Raw genomic sequence first — 18,814 nt, forward strand, 5'->3', positions numbered from 1 at the left:
GTCGGTGAGCTGCACTTGACCATCGAGCCAATGGGGGGACCGACGCCATGCGTGATTCCGATGTCGCGACCGAGGTGCACTGCCCTGTTTCTTGTCACAACGAATGGGATCCGCTCGAAGAAGTGATCGTCGGCATCGTCGACAACGCCCACTTCCCGCCGTGGCATGTCGCCGTCGGCGCGCCGCTGTCGGCCGCGCAGCGCGAGGTCTTCCAGCAGCGGGCCGGGCAGCCGTTCCCGGCCGACCAGGTGGCCGCCGCACGCGACGAGCTGGACCAGTTCGTGGACATCCTCGAGCGCGAGGGCGTCACGGTGCGCCGGCCGGAGCCGCGCGATCACTCCGCCTCCTACGGCGGCCCCGGCTGGCAGAGCACGGGGCTGTACGACGCGATGCCGCGCGACCTGCTGCTCGTCGTCGGCAACGACGTCATCGAGGCGCCGATGGCCTGGCGCTCGCGTCACCACTCGGCCTCGGCGTACCGGCCGCTGCTCAAGGAGTATTTCCGGCAGGGGGCTCGCTGGACCTCGCCGCCGAAGCCCGAGCTGTCCGACGAGCTCTACCACGCGGACTGGACGGACCAGCCGGACGGTGAGCCGTTCCGTTCGGTCATCACGGAGTTCGAGCCGACCTTCGACGCCGCCGACTTCGTCCGTTGTGGACGCGACATCTTCGGCCAGCGCAGCCACGTCACGAACGGCATGGGCATCGAGTGGCTGCGCCGCCACCTCGGCGACGAGTACCGCGTCCACGAGGTGGTGCTGAACGACGACCACCCGATGCACATCGACGCGAGCCTGATGCCGCTGGCCCCCGGCAAGCTGCTGATCCAGCCGGAGCGGGTGCCGCAGGTGCCCGACCTGTTCAAAGACTGGGAGGTGCGGGCCGCCCCCGCGCCGGTCATCCCCGACGGCCACCCGCTCTACATGACCAGCAAGTGGATCAACATGAACGTGCTGATGATCGATGAGCAGCGCATGGTCGTCGAGGCGCAGGACGAGCCGATGATGCGGCTGGCCGAGAGCTGGGGCATCGCGCCGATCCCCTGCCCGTTCCGCAACTTCAACAGCTTCGGCGGTTCGTTCCACTGCGCGACGGTCGACGTCCGCCGCCGCGGTGAGCTGCGCTCCTACCTGTGAACCCGGATGTCGCGGCCCTCGCGCCCAGCATGGAGAGGCAGGACGACATGACCGAGCACCTGGTGCACCGCCTGATCGAGGCGCAGGCCGCCCGGACTCCGGACGCGGTCGCGGTCGCCTGGGACGGCGGCAGCCACACCTACCGCGAGCTCGACCAGCGGGCGGCGTTCCTGGCCGGGCTGCTGGCCGGGCACGGCGTGCGTCCTGAGCGCCTGGTCGGCGTGAGCATGGAGCCGTCACCGCTGCTCCTGGTGGCGATGCTGGCGATCTGGAAGGCCGGCGGGGCGTACGTGCCCATCGACTCGTCGCTGCCGCGCGACGTCGCCGAGGGCATGCTCACCGACGCCGGGGTCACCCTGCTCATCGCCAACGGGCCCGTCGCGGTGGATCTCGCCGACGTGCGGACGATCGACCTCGACGGCCTCGACCTGTCGGGTCCCCCGGCGGTCACGCCCTCGGTCGACACGGTCCCGGCGAACCTCGCATACTGCGTGTTCACCTCGGGCTCGACCGGCAAGCCCAAGCTGGTCGCGGTCAACCACGCCAGCTTCGCCAACCACGGGCTGGCGCTGCGCGAGCAGCTGTCGCTGGGCCCGCAGGACAGGGTGCTGCAGTCCACGGCGATGGCCTTCGACGCCGCGCTGGAGGAGATCCTGCCGGGCTGGCTGGCCGGTGGCGCGGTGGTCATGCCGGCGAGCCGCAAGTTCACCAGCCAGGAGCTGACCGATCTCATCGAGCGGCTCTCGGTGACGATGGTGAGCCTGCCCAGCGCCTACTGGCACCTGTGGGTCGACGACCTCACGGCCGGCACGGTGCACCTGCCGCCGACGCTGCGCACGGTGTTCATCGGGGGCGACAAGATCCTCGTCGACAAGCTGGAGGCGTGGTATCGCGTCCCCGGCGCGGACCGGATCAACTGGGTGTCGGACTACGGGCCGACCGAGACCTCGATCAGTGTCGCGCTGCACCATCCCGCCCGCGACGGCATCGGCAGCTCCGACGGCTCCGGCTACGCCCTGGTGTCGCTCGGCCGGCCGTTCGCGCGGGCGGCGCTCTACATCCTCGACGAGGACCTGCGCCCGGTGCCCGAAGGTGACTCCGGCGACCTGTGGGTGGGCGGCCCGCCGGTGACGCGCGGCTACTACGGCGCTCCCGCGATGACCGCCGACCGCTTCCGTCCCGACCCGCAGGGCCCGCCCGGTGCGCGCATGTACCGCACCGGCGACCGGGCGGCCCGGGCGGCCGACGGCACGATCTCCTTCCTGGGCCGCTCCGACCGCCAGGTGAAGATCCGCGGCCAGCGGGTCGAGCTCGGGCAGGTGGAGAGCGCGCTGCACCAGCTCGACGGCGTGCAGGACGCCGTCGCGATCGTCGTCGACGACCCGCCCCGGGGTTCGTTCCTCGTCGCGTACGTCGAGGCCGGGCCCGACGTGTCGGAGGGCGAGCTCCGGGCGGGGCTCGCCGGGCGGCTGCCGGACGCGATGCTGCCGAAGACGATCGTGCTGCTGGAGAAGATCCCGCGCTCGCCGCTGAACGGCAAGGTGTCCCGCGCCGCGCTGCCGCCGGTGGCGCGTACGCGATCCGCGCGCGTCGAGGCCGCGGCGATGACGGCCCTCGAACGCGCCGTCGCGATGGTCGTCGCCGACGTGCTCGACGCTCCGGTGACCGACCGCCACGAGGACTTCTTCACCATCGGCGGCGACTCGCTGCGGGGCATGCAGGTGCTGAGCCGGATCACCGAGGTGACGGGGGTGGCCCTGACGTTCGAGCAGCTGCGCGCGGCTCCCCATGTGGCCGGCCTCGCCGCGCTCGTGACGGAGCAGCGCGGCAGCGGCGCCGCCGGCCGGGCGATCGTGCCGGCGTCGGCCCGCGGCGAGTGGCAGCCCGCCTCGCGCGGGCAGCAGGCGTTGTGGTTTCTCGACCAGGTGCTCCGCGGCGAGCCTGTGTACTCGATTCCCGTCTGCTACCGGATCCGCGGACCGTTCGACGTCGCGCGCCTGGACGCCGCCCTGACCACCATCGTCGCCCGGCACGAGGCCCTGCGGACGGTGCTGGTGCGGCAGGGCGGAAAGGTCTCGCAGCACGTCCGGCCCGCCGGACCGGTCCGGACCGAGGTCGTCCGCGCGGACGGCTTCGCCGACGCCGCCGACCGCGCACAGCAGGCGGCTCGGGAGCCGTTCGTGCTGAGCGAGGGGCCCCTGCTGCGCTCAGCCGCCTTCCAGATCGCCGACGAAGAGTGGCTGTGGCTGCTCAACGTGCACCACGCGGTGTTCGACGCCTGGTCGCTGGCCGTGCTCTGGCGTGAGCTGACGGTGCTCTACCAGGGCGGTTCGCTGCCGGACGGCACCGTGCAGTTCGCCGACTACGTGCTGTGGCAGCAACGCTGGCTGCAGGAGGCGGAGGCGGCGAAGCAACGGTCCTACTGGCAGGGCAGGCTCGCCGACGCCCCGGCGCCGCTGCGGCTGGGCACGGCCCGCGCCGAGGGGGCCCGCGTGGGCACGGACGGCTTCGCGGTGCAGCTGCCGCCCGGGTTCCTGGACACCGCGGCCGTCGAGCGCGTGGCGCAGGGTTGCCGGTCGACCCCGTTCGCCGTCCTGCTCTCGGCCCTGTTGCTCACGCTGCGGCGGACGACCGGGGCGGACGACCTGGTCGTCGGCGTTCCGGTCGCCTGCCGCAACCGCCCGGGCAGCGAGCACATCATCGGCTATCTGGTGAACACGGTCGCGGTGCGCACCCGGCTGGCGGGCGGCATGACGTTCCGCGAGGTGGTCGCCGCCGCCGACGTGGCGACGGCCGAGGCGCTGACGCACCAGGAGCTGCCGTTCGCCGATGCGGTCGAAGGCGTCGCACGCAGCGCCCGGCCCGGTGAGAACCCGGTCTTCCAGGCGATGTTCGCGTTCCAGTCCACGCCGCTGGACGGCCTGGACGGCATCACGGGGCTCGACGTCGCCGAGCACTTCGTCCACCCCGGCACGGCGCAGGCGGCGCTGCGGTGGACGGCCCGCCAGGAGCCGGCCGGCCTGGTCGGCGAGATCGAGTACGCCGCCGACCGCTTCGACCGCACGTCCGCCGCGCACTGGCAGGCCGAGCTGGCGGCGACGCTGGACGCGGCGCTGAACGACCCTGACCTGCCGATCGACAAGATCGGCGGCCGAGGCGAGGGGATGCTGTGAGCGGCCCGATGTCATTGATCTCGCGGTTCGAGCGACAGGCCGGATCGACGCCGCACGCGGTCGCGCTCGACGACGACGGCCGGCTCACCACCTACGCGCAGCTCGACCAGTGGTCGGACGCCGTCTGCGCCGACCTGCTGGCCGCGGGCGCCGTGCCGGGCGGTCTCGTCGGCATCCTGCTCCCGCGCGATTCCCGCTGGATCGCCGCCATCCTCGGCGTGCTGAAGGCGGGCTGCGGTTACGTGCCCCTGGATCCGCTGTATCCGCAGGCGCGCCTGTCCATGGTGATGGAGGACGCGGGGCTGACGCTGATCCTCGGCGACGCGCCGGGGATCGATCCGGGATCGAGCCGGCGGCGCGTGGACATGCCGAGCGCGGGCGCCCGCAGGCGGCCGGCGTCCCGCCCGCCGCTGGACCTCGCCTCACCCGCATACGTCATCTACACGTCGGGTTCGAGCGGCCGGCCGAAGGGCGTCCCGATGCAGCATCGCCAGGTGCTCGGGCTCATGGACGCCGTGGAAGCACGCATGCGCTTCACGCCCACCGACGTGTGGTCGCTGTTCCACTCGTTCGCCTTCGACTTCTCGGTGTTCGAGATGTGGGGTCCCCTGCTCACCGGTGCCCGCATCGTCACCGTCCCGCAGACCGCGCGGCTGGACCCGGCGCGCTTCGTCGAGTTCCTCCGGGGCACGGGGGTCACCGTGCTGAGCATGGTGCCGACGGTCTTCCGGCACCTCGTCGCGTCGGGTGCCGGGCCGCAGGACGAGCTGGCGGTGCAGCAGGTCGTCTTCGCGGGGGAGGCGGTCGACCCCGGCTGCGTCTCGGGATGGCTGTCGGCGCTGCCGGCCGGGAAGCGACCGGCAGCCCTGAACATGTACGGGATCACCGAGGGGACGGTGCACTCGACGCTGCGGGAGATGACCGCCGTCGACTTCACGAGGACCGAGCCCGGCACGTTGATCGGCACGCCGCTGGCGCACTCCCGGATGCGGCTCGTGGACCAGGACCTGCGGCCGGTCGAGAAGGGCGAACCCGGCGAGATCCTGCTGGACGGGGTGGGCGTGACCGACGGCTACCTCGGCCGCCCGGAGCTCAACCGGGAGCGCTTCGTCGACCTGCCGTCGGCCGACGGGTCGACGGCACGCTGCTTCCGCACCGGCGACCTCGCCAGCTGGGACGAGGACACGGGCAGCTACGTATACCACGGACGCATCGACGACCAGGTGAAGGTGAACGGCCACCGCATCGAACTCGGCGAGGTGGAGGCGTCGCTGCGGGCCTGTCCGGGCGTGTTCGACGCCGCCGTCGCGCTGCACAGCCCCCCGGGCGCCGCGCCCAGCCTCCTCGCCAACGTCATCGCCGAGGCGCCCACGGCAGGCGCCGCGGCTCCGGAGGACCCCGCCGCGTCGAGCCGCACGGTCCGGGACATCAGGAAGGCTCTGGCGACGAGGCTTCCCCGCTACATGATCCCGCAGCACATCCAGCTGGTGCCGAGCCTGCCGCGCACGGAGTCGGGCAAGATCAGCCGGAAGGGACTCGTGCCGCCCGCGTCCGGGGTGAGCTAGCAGCCTCCACCTTGGACGCGGTTGCCGCCATAGAACGATGTCGGTACGTTCGAACAAACGCCCAGATCCACATCCCAACGTCGGGGGAGCTTGTGTCACGTCTCGAAGGCAAGGTCGCTTTCATCACCGGGATCGGTCGCGGACAGGGCCGCAGCCATGCCGTCCGGCTGGCCGAGGAGGGTGCGGACATCATCGGGGTCGACATCTGCCGTGACTTCGACTCCGCGCCCTATCCGATGTCGTCGAAGGAGGACCTCGCCGAAACGGTGCGGCAGGTCGAGGCGCTGGGCCGGCGGGTGGTCGCCCGGGTCGCCGACGTGCGGGACGCGGTGGGGCTGCGCAGCGCCGTGGAGGAGGGCGTCGACCAGCTCGGCCGCCTGGACTTCGCCGTCGCCAACGCCGGCATCAGCACCGCCCAGTTCCGGATGACCACGCTGGAGGAGGACATCCAGGCGTGGAACGACGTCATCGACGTCAACCTGACCGGCGTGTGGAACACCGCGCAGGCGGCCATCCCCTACATCCTCGCCGGCGGGCGCGGCGGCTCGATCATCCTCATCGGCTCGACGGCGGGTCTGCGCGGCGCGGGCGCGGGCCCGTACACCGCGGCCAAGCACGGGGTCGTCGGCATCATGCGCGGCCTGGCCAACGAACTCGCCGAGGACAACATCCGAGTGAACGTCGTGCACCCGACCGCGGTCAACACCATGATGGCGGTCAACCCTGGCATGCAGGCGTTCCTGGCCTCGCAGGTCGCCAACGGCATCCACTCGCGCAACGCGATGCCGGTCGAGCTGCTGGAGCCGGCCGACATCAGCGCCACGGTCGCGTTCCTGTGTTCCGACGAGTCCCGTTACATCACCGGCACGAACGTCCCGGTCGACGCGGGGTTCGTGAACCGCGTCGACTGACGGCGACCCGGTCAGCCGGCCGTGGCTCCACCCGGCCGGCTGCCGGCGCCCGCCACGATCTCCAGGACCGGGGCCGGGTTCTCGAACGGGAAGAAGTGGCCGCCGGGCACCACGTGCTCGGCCGTCCCGGCGTCCGTCCACAGCGCCCAGGTGTCGCCGTGGAACTCCGCCGCCGGGTCGTCGACACCGGCGATGGTGATGATCGGAATGTCGAGGCGGTCGGCGGCCGTCGGCGGCTCGGCCCGGCGGCAGGAATCGGCCAGCGCCATGTCGGCTCGCAGGCACGGCAGGAACAGCTCGATCGCCTCGGCACTCAGCACGTCGGCCGGGGTGCCGCCGAAGTCGCGCAACGCGTCGAGCAGGGTCTCGTCGTCGGCCTCGGCGAGCCCGGAGTCGAAGACGAGGTGCGGTGCCGCCGAACCGGCGGCGACGAACAGGCTCAGCGGCCGGGAACGCCGCCGCAGCCGCAAGGCCACCTCACGGCCCAGCAACGCTCCCGCGCTGTGCCCGAAGATGATGTACGGGCGTTCGGCATACTCGTCGATTGCGGCGGCGATCTCGTCGGCCAGTGGCTCGACCGACGACACCGCGGGCTCGGTGTAGCGGCTCTCCCGTCCGGGAGTGTGGATCGCGACCAGCTCGAGCCCGGAGGGCCGGAACGGAAGCCACCGCCGGAACAACGACGGGCCGGAGCCCGACGGCGGGAAGGCGAACACGAGCAAACCGGTTGTCGGCCCCGAGATCACCCGAAGCAGTCGATCGGTTGACAACTCGCCTACACTCCCCTCATGCCGGCGGATCGAGCCGGTGCCAGCCTATCCGGCAGCGGCAGGCGCCGCCCACCAGTGGTGCCGGCCATACGCAGTCCGAACGCGTGGCTCGGGACGCCCGTGGCCGGCCGTCGGGCGTCGCCGGTGGACACGACATACGGGAGGATGCCGTCCATGCTGCTGCAGGAGCAGAAGGTCTCGCAGGTCTGGGCCAAGGTGATCGGGATCGACGCATCCGAAGTGGACGTCGACACGAACTTCTTCGACCTCGGCGGGACCTCGCTGATGCTGGTCGAGCTGGTCGACGAGCTGAACACGGCGCTGGGCATCGAAACCGACATCCTCACGTTGCTGGAGTTCCCGACGATCGAAGACTTCGTGTCTCAGTGGAACGCTCGGCATTCCGGTGCCGCCTCATAGCCAGCTGGACCACAGCCGGGCGTAGGCGCCGTCCTGTTCCAGCAGCTCCACATGGGAGCCGACCTCGACGATCCGGCCGTCGTCCATGACGGCGATCCGGTCCGCGTCGTGGGCCGTGTGCAGGCGGTGCGCGATCGCGATGACGGTCCGGCCCTCGAGCACGGTCGCGAGCGCCCGTTCGAGGTGCCGGGCCGAGCCGGGATCCATCTGCGAGGTCGCCTCGTCGAGGATCAGCACCGGCGGGTCGGCGAGGAGCAGCCTGGCGAGGGCGATCTGCTGTGCCTGCGCATCCGTGAGCTCCTCTCCGCCGGCACCCACCGCCGTGTCCAGCTGCTCGGGCAGGCCGGCGACCCAGTCGTCGGCGCCGACCGCCTTCAGCGCGCTCCACACCGCGCCGTCGTCGGCTCCGGGCTGCGGGTCCCGCGCCGCGCGCGAGGCCGACAGCTCCAGGTTCTCCCGCAGTGAGCCCCCGAAGACGTACTGCTCCTGGGTCACCAGCACCACGTGCTTGCGCAGCTCGTGCGGCGAGATCTCGTGCAGCGGCGTCCCGGAGACGTCGACGCTGCCCACGCGCGGACGGTAGACACCCGACAGCAGCCGGGCGAGCGTCGACTTGCCGCTGCCGGTCTGGCCGACGATGGCGAGCCGCTCGCCGGGCCGCACCGCCAGGTCGATGCCGTGCAACACGTCCGGTCCGTTCTCGTAGGCGAACCGGACGGCGCGCACGGACAGGTCCCCCGCCGGGACGGCACCGCGCTCCGGCAGGTCCCGCTCGGCCTTCGTGTCCGAGACGCCGAGGATGCGGGCCAGCGAGGCCCGGCCCATCTGGAGCGTCCCGCCCCAGTCGAGCAGGGTCTCCAGCGGGATCATCATCTGCAGGATGTACACCGTGGCCGCGGTGACCTGGCCCAGGTTGAGCCAGCCCTGGGTGTAGGCGTATCCGCCGAGCAGCAGGGCGGGGGTCAGCGGCAGGACGAACAGGAACTCCTGGACCGCGTACAGGACCGACCGCACCCGCAGCCTCTTGTCGACCGCCTCGTACCACGCCTGAGCGTCGTGCTCGGCACGCCGCACCCGCTCGGCTTCCAGACCGAACGCCTCGACCGTGGCCGCGCCCTGGATCGTCGCCGTCAGGCCCTCGGTGATGCCGGCGGAGGCTTCGGCCTCGCGCAGGAAGGCGGTGTAGGCACGGGCCAGATACCAGCGCGTGGCCAGCACCAGCGGCGGCACGATGATCAGGACCGCGAGCGACAGCAGCCACGACACCAGCAGCAGCGCGCCGACGCTGAGCACCAGCCACACCAGCGCCTCGGTGACCTGGGGCACCGCCAGCTGCGCCGCGCGGCGCAGCTTGTCCACGTCCCCCGAGGCGCGGGTGACCAGATCACCTTCGTCGGACCGCTCCACCACCTCCTGCGGAAGCGCGAGCGTGTCGTCGACGAACTTCTCGCGGATCTCGGCCAGGACGATCGCGGCCAGGCGGCCGGCGGCACGGAACGCATTGCGGGCGAGCAGTCCCTGCAGCAGCAGGAAGCCGGTGAGCGCGCCCGCGATGGCGGTCACCGTGCCCACCGTCGCCGTGCCGTTCTGGATGCCCTCGACGATGTCGCCCAGCAGCCGGGGGCCGACCAGGCCGCAGGTCGCGGCCAGCGCGTACAGCAGCAGCACCCAGGCCAGTCCGCGCCGGTGGCGGCGGGCGGCAGCCGACAGGAAGCGGCGGACGGTCGTGCCGTCCGCGACGGGCAGCATGCGGGCGCTCACTGACCCACCACCGAAGCGTCGTCGCGCGTCATCAGCTGCCGATACTCGGGGTGGCCGGTCAGCAGTTCGTCGTGGGCCCCGGTCGCCACCACCCGGCCGTCGACGACGTAGGCGACCCGCTGCGCCCGCTGCAGCAGGAGCGGGCTGACCGTGAACACGACCGTGCTCGCCCGGTGCGAGGCCGACCGGTGTCGCTCGGCCAGGTTCGCCGCGATCGAGTGCTCGGTGTAGGCGTCGACGGCGTTCGTCGGCTCGACCAGCAAGGTGAAGTCCGCCTCCTTGGCGAGAAGTGCCCGGGCGAGTCGCAGGCGTTGCAGCTGACCACCCGAGAAGGTCCTGCCCCGCCCGGTCATCGGGGTGTCGAGGCCGTCGGGCAGCGCGTCGATGATGTCCGTCGCGTGGGCGACCCGCAGGGCGTCGGCGACCTCGTCCGGGCCGGTGGTTTCCGAGGGCGCGATCTCACGGCGCACGGTCCCGGCGAAGAACCGGTCGTTGTTGCGGGCCAGCAGGATCCGTGCGCGCACGTCCGAGATCGGCAGGGAGGACAACGGCCGGTCGCCGAGCATGACCTCGCCGGAGTCCTCGAACCGGGCCAGCCGGCGGGCCAGCATCTCGGCATCCGCGGATTGCGCGCAGGCGACCGCCATCAGCGTCGACGGCGGCACGTCCAATCCGGAGGCGCGGTCGACCAGGTGCGCCTCGTCCCGGTCCGCCGGGGCCGCGCCGCGGCTCGCCCGGTCCGGCACCGGCGTGTTCAGCAGCTTCGTCACCCGGCCGGCGGCTACCAGCGCCCGCGTCAGCTGGTTCGCGCCCTCCATGATGTCGTGCAGGGGCAGCGTGAGGAAGACGGCGAACGCGTAGAACGCGACCATCTGGCCGATCGTCACCTGCTCGCTGAGCACGAATCGGGCCGCGGTGTAGGTGACGATCACGGAGATGACCCCGGGCATGAGGACGTCCGTCGCCGTGAAGTTCGCCTCGGCGCGCGCCACCTGGACGTCCGCCACGCGCAGGCTCGCCGAGTCGGCGTGGAAGGCCCTCGCGAACCGCCGCTCGCCGCCGATGCCGCGGAGCACCCGCAGCCCGGAGGCGATGTCGACGGCCCGGCCCGCCAGGCGGCCCTGCTGGGTCCGGTATTCGTCCTGATACCGGTGGAGCGGGCGCAGCAGGAGGCCGCTGAGGCCGACGACGGCGGGAACGGTCACCAGCACCACCAGCCCGAGGGGCAGTGAGATCATGAGCATGATCACGGTGATCACGATGACGGCGATGACCGAGCCCAGCACCCGCCCGACGTGACGCATCCCGCTGCCGATGGCCGTGACGTCCGAGGTGCAGGTCGCCGTCAGGTTGCCGGCGTCCGCCACCCGCGGCAGCGAGGCCCCGAGCTTGGTGATGTGCCGCGTCACCAGGTGCATGGTCATGGCGCCGGACGCGGTGCCGGTGAGCAGCTGCTGCCGGTAGAAGACGGTGCCCGCGACCGCTCGCACCAGGCCCAGCGCCAGGATGACGAGGGACCACAGGACCAGCTGGCCCCGGTCGCCCTGGGTGATGCCGCGATCCACCGCCCATCCGATCGCGACCGGAATGAAGACCTGGCTCGTGTTCCAGATCCCGGAGGTCACGATCGCCCAGACCACCCCTGCCTTCTGGCGCGCGGCCAGCGCGAGGAGATACCCGGCCGCCGATCTATGATCCAGTCCCTCAGTGCCAATCACGGGGATCCGCTGCATCGGCGAAAGCACCTCTCGACGTTTCCAGGCGTTTGCATCTGCCTATCGCTCGGATTCGCATCTCGGTCGTCGCGACCTGCTCACCCGGGTGGTCCGGATGGTAGGCTACCCGAGATCAACCCGTTGGCACAGCACACAATGAACGCTCGGGTGATGCGACTTCAGCCCGCTGACAGGCATGCACGGGGTCGGGTGCCAACAGAACCCTACGAGGCCATTGTGGACAGTGGCGGCCTGGCGTTGCCGCGGGGGCAGACGGAGGACATCGGGTGAAGGTCTGGAAGAACACGCCGAAGGATGCGCTTCTCCTCGGGCTCAGCGTGGCGCAGTTCGGGATCACCGTGCTCACCGCGTTCGCGTGGCCCGGCGCTTCGGTTCCACTTCGGATCGCGTTCGGTGTGCTGCTCACCATGATGATGGCGTACAACATCATCGTCGTGTCCCACCTCTTCACCCACGTGCCGTGGTTCGTCAGCGACCGGCTGAACGCCGCGGTGTCGACGCTGAACTCCGTCAACATCGGCCAGTCGGTGCAGGCGTACGAACTCACCCACGTGCGCAACCATCACCGATACAACAACGACCGGCAGGGCGCCGACGGCGAGACGCGCGACCGCTCGTCCACGTACCAGAAGGGCAAGGACGGCGAGCACCAGCCGCTGCTGCCCTACGCCGTGGGCGGTGCGCTCAGCTCCCTCGCCGACCGCGCCGCCGAGCTGGCCATGGTCACCCGCGGGTGGGCGGTGGGGTCCGCCGAGGAGAACCTGCAGCGCCTGGCCTCCCGCCAGCCCGACCGCAGGCGGCGCGAGCTGCGCCAGATCCAAGTCGATCGGGCCGCACACTGCCTGGCGCTGGTCGGCTTCGCGGTGATCTCCTGGCAGTGGACGCTGTTCTGCTACCTGCCGGGGTTCGCGTGCGCGCTGGTGCTGGTGAACGTGCAGAACTACTACCGGCACTACGGCGCGGACCCCGACTCCCGCCTGACCGACTCGGTCAGCCACTACGGCAGGCTGTACAACCGGCTGACCTTCAACGACGGCTACCACCAGGAGCACCACCTCAGCCCCGCCACCCACTGGTCGCAGATGCCGGAGGTCAACGCCCGGCACCGCGAGCGGCTCGCGGCCCAGCCCCGGATCGTGAGCCCGGTCCCGGCGATGTTCGGCTTCCTGGACCGCCGCCGGGCGCTGCTGCACCAGGGACAGCCCGCCGTCGGCCGGACGGCCGCGCGATGATCCCCGAGCGCTGCAAGGTCGAGCAGTTCTTCGCCGAGTGGGACGCGGGTGTGGAGCACATCGCGTGCGCCTCGGACGTCGACGGGCTGTCGATGCAGGAGCTGCTGGAGTTCGCCGACCCCGAGGCGAGGGCGCTGTGGGCAGAGCTCGACCTCGGGTACACGGACACGCTCGGGCACCCGCTGCTGCGCGAGGCGATCGTGGAGCAGTACGCGCGCATGGCGGTCGGTGAGGTCACCGTCTGCGGTGGCGGCGCGGCCGAGGCGCTCTTCCTGCTCGCGCACGTGCTGCTGAAGCCGGGCGATCACGCGCTGGTGGTCTGGCCCGCCTTCGAATCGCTGTTCCGGATCGCGCCGGCCCTGGGCGCGACCGTCACGCCGATCGCACTCGACGCCGAGCACGGCTGGCGGCTCGACCTCGACGCCGTACGCCAGGCGCTGCGGCCCGACACCAAGGCGATCTTCGTCAACTTCCCGCACAACCCGACCGGCGCGCTGCCGAGCCGTCAGGAGTTCGAGCAGCTGCTCGCGCTCGCCCGGGAGGCGGGCGTCACGGTCGTCTCGGACGAGGTCTACCGCGGCCTTGAGTACGATCCCGCCACGACGCTGCCCGCGGCCTGCGATCTCGACGAGCAGGCCGTCAGCATCGGGGTGATGTCCAAGGGTTACGGGCTGGCCGGGCTGCGCATCGGGTGGCTGGCCACCCGCAATCAGGCGGTCACCGACGCGGCCCGCCGCCTCAAGGACTACACCACCGTGTGCGCCTCCGCACCGGCCGAGATCCTGTCGCTCATCGCCCTGCGCGCCGGGCCACAGCTGCTCGAGCGCAGCCGCGGGCTCATCCTGGCGAACCTTCCGCTCGCGGAGTCCTTCTTCAGCGGGCACGGCGACGCGTTCGAGTGGGCCGCGCCCAAGGCCGGTCCGATGGCGTTCCCGCGCCTGCGGCTGCCCGTCCCGGTCGACGCGTTCGTCGCGGACGTGGCCCGGGAGAAGGGCGTCCTGTTCCTGCCGGGCACCATCTTCGACATGACCGACAACCGGCTGCGGGTGGGGCTCGGCCGCAGCTCGCTGCCTGCCGCGCTCGAGCGCGTCGACGACTTCCTCACCGCCAGGCGGTGACCTCCGGGCGGTGACAACAGGCTGTCACCGCCCGGAGCCGGCGGAGTTCCGCGTCAGCTGCCGCTCGTCGTGCCGGCGAGGTAGCGCTCCAGCTCGCGCCGGAAGTCGGCCAGGACGGGGTTCGTGAACAGCAGCCTGATCGGCACCCGCTGCCCCGCCTCAGCCGAGATCTCCTTCATGAGCCGGACCGCCAGGAACGAGTCCCCACCGGCGAGGAAGAAGTCGGAATCCGCCGTCGCGGGCGTGTTCAGCAGCGTCGACCAGGCCCGTTCCAGAGACGTGGGCTCGTCGGCCGCCACCGGCTGCTCGGCCTCCGGCGCGAGCGCGAGCAGGGCGCCTTCGTCGAGCTTGCCGTTGGGCGACAGAGGCAGCCCGTCGACCAGGACGACGCGCCGGGGCTGCATGTACGGGGGAAGCCTGTCGCGCACGGTCTCGCGGACGGAGGCGAGCAGGTCCGATGTCTCGATCTCCGGCCCGCCGCGCTGCGGCACGATGAAGAGCAGCAGCTCGACGACATCGTCACCCCGTCGTGCCGCGACGGCGGACTGGGCCACGCCGGGCACGGCCCGCACGACTGCCTCGATCTCCTCGGGCTCGATCCGGTATCCGCGGACCTTCAGCTGCCGGTCGGCTCGGCCCCGGTAATCGAGCAGGCCGGGCTCCGCCCAGGCCACCACATCGCCGGTCCGGTACACCCGTACCGCCGGCAGCCGCGGGTTGAGGTCGGCGAGGCTGTGGAACCTGGCGTTCGTGAGCTCCTCCCGGCCCAGGTAGCCGCGGGCCAGCCCGACGCCGCTCACATACAGCTCACCGGGCTGGTCGAGGGCCTCCACCTGATTGCCGTCCGCGTCCAGCACCCACAGCCCGGTCTCGGCGACGGCCTCGCCGATGAGCACGCGCCGCTCGCCCAGCGGATGCGGGCACTTCCACGCCGTCGTGTACACCGAGCATTCCGACGGCCCGTACATGTTGAGGACCTCGCCCGTGCTGCGCTCCTGCCACCGCTTGACCAGCTCCGGCGACAGCGCTTCGCCGCCTGCGAGGAGATAGCGCACCGAGTCGTACCGTTCGGTGGCCGGGCGGCTCGCGAGGAACAGGTCCAGCAGCGACGGCACGTAGTGCAGGATCGTCACGCCCTGCTCGGCCAGCACGTCGGCCAGGTAGTCCGTGTCCCGCTGCACCCCGGGCCGGGCGCAGAACAGCTTTCCGCCCGCGGTCAGGGCCCAGTAGAGCTCGGCCACCGAGACGTCGAAGCCGCACGCCGTCTTGTAGAGGACGACGTCGGACTCGCTCATCGGGCAGAAGTCCTGCAGCCAGCGCAGCCGTGAGCTGAGGCCGGCGTGGGTGATCAGCGACGCCTTCGGAGCGCCGGTGGTGCCCGAGGTGTAGATCAGATAAGCACCGTCGGAGCCCTTGATGTCGACCGGGGTGAAGCGGTCGTCGGGCGTGCTCGGGGCCTGGTCCGCATCGTCGATGACGTAGACCTCGTGCTGCTTGGGCACGCGGTCCCGCAGCGACCGGCTGCACACGACCAGCGTGGGAGCGCAGTCATCGAGGATGTACTCGAGGCGGGACAGCGGATCGTCCGGATCGACCGCGACGTGGGCGGCCCCGGCGAAGAGGACCGCGACCTGCGCCAGCACCAGCTCGACGGACCGCTCGACGTAGACCGCGACGATGTCTCCGGGCCGCACGCCGGCCGCGCCGATCTCGGCGGCCAGCCGGCGCACCCGCGAGCCGAGCCGGGCCCGGTCGAGCGACTGACGCGCATCGGCCAGGGCCACCGCGGACGGCGACGAGCGCCAGGTCTCCTCCAGCATGGCCGTGATCGTCTGGTCTGCCGCTTCCACTACCACACCAAATCTCCCCTGCTCGATGTCCGTCACAGCTGGTCCAGCCGGGTGGCGGTGCGGTCCAGCACCGCCTGCAGCACCCGGTCGCCGACGTGCTCGCACTGCCGGCTGCCGACCAGATCGAGGCCGCCCTCGGCGTCCGGGACGACCTCGAACAGCAGCTCGACCGGGGCGCGCCGGGTCGTGATGCGGTGATACGTCGTGTCGCCGCCGAGCGTCAGCGCCGCCGCCGGATGATCCTGGTACGCGAACATCACCTGGTACAGCGGGTTGCGGCCGGTGCGGGGAGGGTTCAGCGCGAGCCGGATGCCGTGCAGCCCGGCCGTGTTGCGGGGCAGGCACCAGCGAAGTTCCGCCGCGGTCGCGGCGACGTACGCCGGCCAGCTCAGGTCCCCGGACGGCGGCCGCACGCAGACCACGTTGATGAGGCAGTCGACGACGTCCGTCTCGGCGCTCGACCGGGTGCGCGTCGGCAGGCCCACCAGGAAGTCGTCGCGCTCCGCCTGCTCGGTGAGGGCCTGGGTGAAAGCCGCGAGGACCACCCCGAAGATCGACTGCCCGCGAGCCGCGGCCCACTCGCGTAGCGCCGCCGCACGCTCGGCGGTGAGCCGCCTGCCGGAGACGTGCCCGGTGTCCGGGCATTCGCCTGCGCACGCGTCGTCCGGCCGGTCTCGCCAGGCGATCTCGGCAGCGCCCGCCAGATGGCGTACCCACTGCTCGGTGAGGCCGGGGCGCGCGGGCTCAGGCAGCCGCAGCACCGGTGCCGTCGCCCAGACCGGCGCCCTTCCCCGCCGGCGCGCTTCGTACGCGGTGGACAGGTCCCGGGCCAGCACGGACTCGGACCACCCGTCGAACGCCACGTGGTGCACGCCGATGCCGAGCACCGACGTGCCGTCGGCCCCGGCTCCGATCGCGGCCCGCCAGACCAGGCCCGCTTCCAGGTCGAGCGGCTCGTACAGCGCGTCCAGCACCCGGCTCATGGCGTCGGCGGCGGCCGCCACCTCGGCCAGCGGCACGTCCCCCCCAATCAGCGGTATGGCCCGGGGCGAAGGCTCCAGCAGGTAGCGCGAGCGCAGCGCCGGGTGCCGCTGTTGCACGTCGCGCAGCGCGAGGGCCAGCGCCGCCCGGTCGACGTCCCCGCGCAGCTGCCAGAGCATCGGGCTCAGCGCGGCATCGTCCTGGTCCATCGCGTGCTGGAGCAGGAAGCTCGCCTGCTCGTCGGTGAGGAGCCGGACCTCGGCGGGGCCCCTCTCCGCCGTGCGCGCGGCCGCGGGCGCGGCGGCGATGGCCGAGACGATCTCGCCGATCGACTCGAGGCCGGCGAGCAGCTGCACGGGGACCTCGCGGTCGAGGTCACGCGAGGCCCGGATCGCGAGCCGCATCAGATCCAGCGAGGATCCGCCCAGGCCCCACCAGGTGTCGTGCGCGGTCGGCGGCGCACTGAAGCGCATGTCGCGGGTGAGTTCGAGAAACACCGCCCAGTCCGGGTCGGCGGGGGCGGGGCTCGGCTGCTCCGGCGCCCGGCTCGCGGCCAGCAGGGCCCCGACGGCGGCCTCGTCCAGCTTCCCGTTGGCGGTCAGCGGCATGCGCGCCACCCCGACCACCAGCGACGGCACGAGCGGGGGCGGGAGCCTGCGCCGCAGGTGCTCACGCAGCGCGTCGGCGGTGCACGTCCCGGTGTAGACCAGCGCCAGGCTCTGGACCAGGCCGGACGCCTCGGCGTGGAGCGACGTGAGCGCACAGGCGCCGACGCCGTCGTGTTCGGCCGCGACGCGCTCGATCTCGCCGGGATCGACGCGGTGGCCGCGGATCTTCAGTTGGCGGTCCGCGCGGCCGTGGAAGTACAGGAGCCCGTCGCGGCAGCTCACGAGGTCGCCGGTGGCGTAGGACCGAGGGGCGCTGTCGAGCCGGAAACCGCCCGTGTCGGCGCGGCCGACGTAGCCGAGCCCGACCCGCGGTCCGGAGACCACCAGCTCTCCCACCGCCCCGTCCGCGACGGGCCGTCCGTCCCGCTCCAGGGTCAGCGTCGTGGCCGCCACCGCCGTGCCGAGGGGCACGCCCAGGTCGCTGTCCAGGTCGGCCGGGCGGACCTGGTGCGTGGTGACGAAGACGGTCGCCTCGGCGGGTCCGTAGCCGTTGGTCAGCGCCACGGTGTCGCCGTATCGGTCCAGGAACCGGCGGGCATGCGCCACGGACAGGCGCTCGCCGCCGGTGAGCACGTGCCGCAGGCCTTCGAAGCAGGCCGGGTCCTCGTCGACGAGCATGGTGAAGATGCTCGCCGTCAGCCAGGCGGTGTTCACGCCGTCGCGGATCGCGGCCCGCAGTTCGGCCGCGTCGAGCAGCGCGCCGTCGCCGAGCAGCCGCACGCTGCCGCCGGTGGTCAGGACGCTCCACAGCTCCAGGGTCAGCGCGTCCCACGGCAGGGCGGCCGCGCAGAGCATCACCGTCGTCTCGTCGAGGCGCATGAAGTCGCACTTCTCGAACAGCAGCACCGTTCCGGCATGCGGCACGAGGGCCCCCTTGGGGTCGCCCGTCGTCCCGGAGGTGAAGAACACCGAGGCCGGATCCTCCGCCACGGACAGGTCCGGCGGCGGGTCGAGGCCGCACGACGGCTTCGGCGTCCAGGCCGCCGGGCCGCCCGGCCAGCTGGTGCCTATGACGGTGGCCGCGCCGAGGCTGCGGACGGCCGCGTCAAGCCGGCTCCGGTGCCAGTTCGGGTCCAGGATCGCGTAGGCCGCGCCCGCCTTCAGCACGGCGAGCAAAGTGACGACCAGATCCGCCGACCGTCCCATCACGACTGCCACACAGTCGCTTCTGGATACGACACCGGAGCGGATGAGCTGGGCCGCGAGGTCGTCTGACAGGGCGTCGAGCTGGCCGTAGGTGAGTGTGCGGCCCGTGCCGATGACGGCCGGTGCTTCGGGATTCAGCCGGGCTCGGTGGCGAAAGGCACCGTGGATGGTCCCCTGGCTGTACCCCGTCATTGACATTCACCGTCCCGCTGAAGCTGACGCATCACGGAGATGCCTACCATATCAAGGCGCACAGGCATGTACCTGAATCACTTGACGCAGCTCAAAGCGCTTGGCCTGGCGGCGTCCGGCCGCAGCCCGTACCCTCGTGAACCATGAGCGATCTC

Annotated in this window: 12 protein-coding genes; 7 read left to right on the forward strand and 5 right to left on the reverse strand. The window is 71.9% G+C overall.

What is annotated here, in order from left to right; genetic code table 11:
• The first annotated feature begins 47 nt into the window (after positions 1–47).
• From CS0771_RS30840 to CS0771_RS30855, 4 genes are all read left to right on the forward strand, one after another.
• Positions 48–1,136, forward strand: coding sequence for an amidinotransferase (locus tag CS0771_RS30840; protein ID WP_212844272.1), 1,089 nt, complete (start codon positions 48–50; stop codon positions 1,134–1,136).
• 47 nt (positions 1,137–1,183) lie between these two features.
• A complete protein-coding gene (locus tag CS0771_RS30845; RefSeq protein ID WP_212844273.1) occupies positions 1,184–4,309 on the forward strand; it encodes a non-ribosomal peptide synthetase in 3,126 nt (1,041 codons plus the stop codon).
• 8 nt (positions 4,310–4,317) lie between these two features.
• Positions 4,318–5,874, forward strand: a complete 1,557-nt coding sequence (locus CS0771_RS30850; RefSeq protein WP_212844274.1) for an amino acid adenylation domain-containing protein — start codon at positions 4,318–4,320, stop codon at positions 5,872–5,874.
• A gap of 92 nt (positions 5,875–5,966) precedes the next feature.
• A complete protein-coding gene (locus CS0771_RS30855; RefSeq protein ID WP_244871133.1) occupies positions 5,967–6,785 on the forward strand; it encodes a mycofactocin-coupled SDR family oxidoreductase in 819 nt (272 codons plus the stop codon).
• Positions 6,786–6,796: 11 nt separating this feature from the next.
• Here the strand turns inward: CS0771_RS30855 and CS0771_RS30860 are convergent, their stop codons facing one another.
• Positions 6,797–7,501 (reverse strand): thioesterase II family protein, encoded by a 705-nt coding sequence (locus CS0771_RS30860; RefSeq protein ID WP_212844275.1) that lies wholly within the window; start codon positions 7,499–7,501, stop codon positions 6,797–6,799.
• Between the two features lie 228 nt (positions 7,502–7,729).
• On the opposite strand from CS0771_RS30860, the gene CS0771_RS30865 reads away from it, so the two are divergent.
• Positions 7,730–7,975, forward strand: a complete 246-nt coding sequence (locus tag CS0771_RS30865; RefSeq protein WP_212844276.1) for an acyl carrier protein — start codon at positions 7,730–7,732, stop codon at positions 7,973–7,975.
• Here CS0771_RS30865 and CS0771_RS30870 read toward each other — a convergent pair.
• Positions 7,970–9,736, reverse strand: coding sequence for an ABC transporter ATP-binding protein (locus tag CS0771_RS30870; RefSeq protein WP_244871134.1), 1,767 nt, complete (start codon positions 9,734–9,736; stop codon positions 7,970–7,972). The genes CS0771_RS30865 and CS0771_RS30870 overlap by 6 nt on opposite strands.
• A complete protein-coding gene (locus CS0771_RS30875; RefSeq protein WP_212844277.1) occupies positions 9,733–11,454 on the reverse strand; it encodes an ABC transporter ATP-binding protein in 1,722 nt (573 codons plus the stop codon). The genes CS0771_RS30870 and CS0771_RS30875 overlap by 4 nt, the downstream gene beginning before the upstream one ends.
• A 284-nt stretch (positions 11,455–11,738) precedes the next feature.
• On the opposite strand from CS0771_RS30875, the gene CS0771_RS30880 reads away from it, so the two are divergent.
• A complete protein-coding gene (locus tag CS0771_RS30880; protein ID WP_244871135.1) occupies positions 11,739–12,704 on the forward strand; it encodes a fatty acid desaturase in 966 nt (321 codons plus the stop codon).
• A complete protein-coding gene (locus CS0771_RS30885; protein ID WP_212844278.1) occupies positions 12,701–13,822 on the forward strand; it encodes an aminotransferase class I/II-fold pyridoxal phosphate-dependent enzyme in 1,122 nt (373 codons plus the stop codon). The genes CS0771_RS30880 and CS0771_RS30885 overlap by 4 nt, the downstream gene beginning before the upstream one ends.
• A 53-nt stretch (positions 13,823–13,875) precedes the next feature.
• On the opposite strand, the gene CS0771_RS30890 is transcribed toward CS0771_RS30885, so the two are convergent.
• Both CS0771_RS30890 and CS0771_RS30895 read right to left on the reverse strand, forming a co-directional pair.
• Positions 13,876–15,642, reverse strand: coding sequence for a non-ribosomal peptide synthetase (locus tag CS0771_RS30890; protein ID WP_212844279.1), 1,767 nt, complete (start codon positions 15,640–15,642; stop codon positions 13,876–13,878).
• Positions 15,643–15,704: 62 nt separating this feature from the next.
• The gene (locus CS0771_RS30895) at positions 15,705–18,665 is read right to left on the reverse strand and encodes an AMP-binding protein (RefSeq protein ID WP_371821509.1); all 2,961 of its coding nucleotides are present in this window, start codon (positions 18,663–18,665) and stop codon (positions 15,705–15,707) included.
• Positions 18,666–18,814: the final 149 nt, after the last annotated feature.

Origin of the sequence: Catellatospora sp. IY07-71 (assembly GCF_018326265.1) — a bacterium.
Taxonomy (GTDB): domain Bacteria; phylum Actinomycetota; class Actinomycetes; order Mycobacteriales; family Micromonosporaceae; genus Catellatospora.

Excerpts from the sequence above, each read along its gene's own strand:
- CS0771_RS30840 (WP_212844272.1), top strand. The coding sequence starts at position 48 with ATGCGTGATTCCGATGTCGCGACCGAGGTGCACTGCCCTGTTTCTTGT.
- CS0771_RS30895 (WP_371821509.1), bottom strand. The coding sequence starts at position 18,665 with ATGTCAATGACGGGGTACAGCCAGGGGACCATCCACGGTGCCTTTCGC.
- CS0771_RS30890 (WP_212844279.1), bottom strand. The coding sequence starts at position 15,642 with ATGCTGGAGGAGACCTGGCGCTCGTCGCCGTCCGCGGTGGCCCTGGCC.
- CS0771_RS30850 (WP_212844274.1), top strand. The coding sequence starts at position 4,318 with ATGTCATTGATCTCGCGGTTCGAGCGACAGGCCGGATCGACGCCGCAC.
- CS0771_RS30885 (WP_212844278.1), top strand. The coding sequence starts at position 12,701 with ATGATCCCCGAGCGCTGCAAGGTCGAGCAGTTCTTCGCCGAGTGGGAC.
- CS0771_RS30865 (WP_212844276.1), top strand. The coding sequence starts at position 7,730 with ATGCTGCTGCAGGAGCAGAAGGTCTCGCAGGTCTGGGCCAAGGTGATC.
- CS0771_RS30845 (WP_212844273.1), top strand. The coding sequence starts at position 1,184 with ATGACCGAGCACCTGGTGCACCGCCTGATCGAGGCGCAGGCCGCCCGG.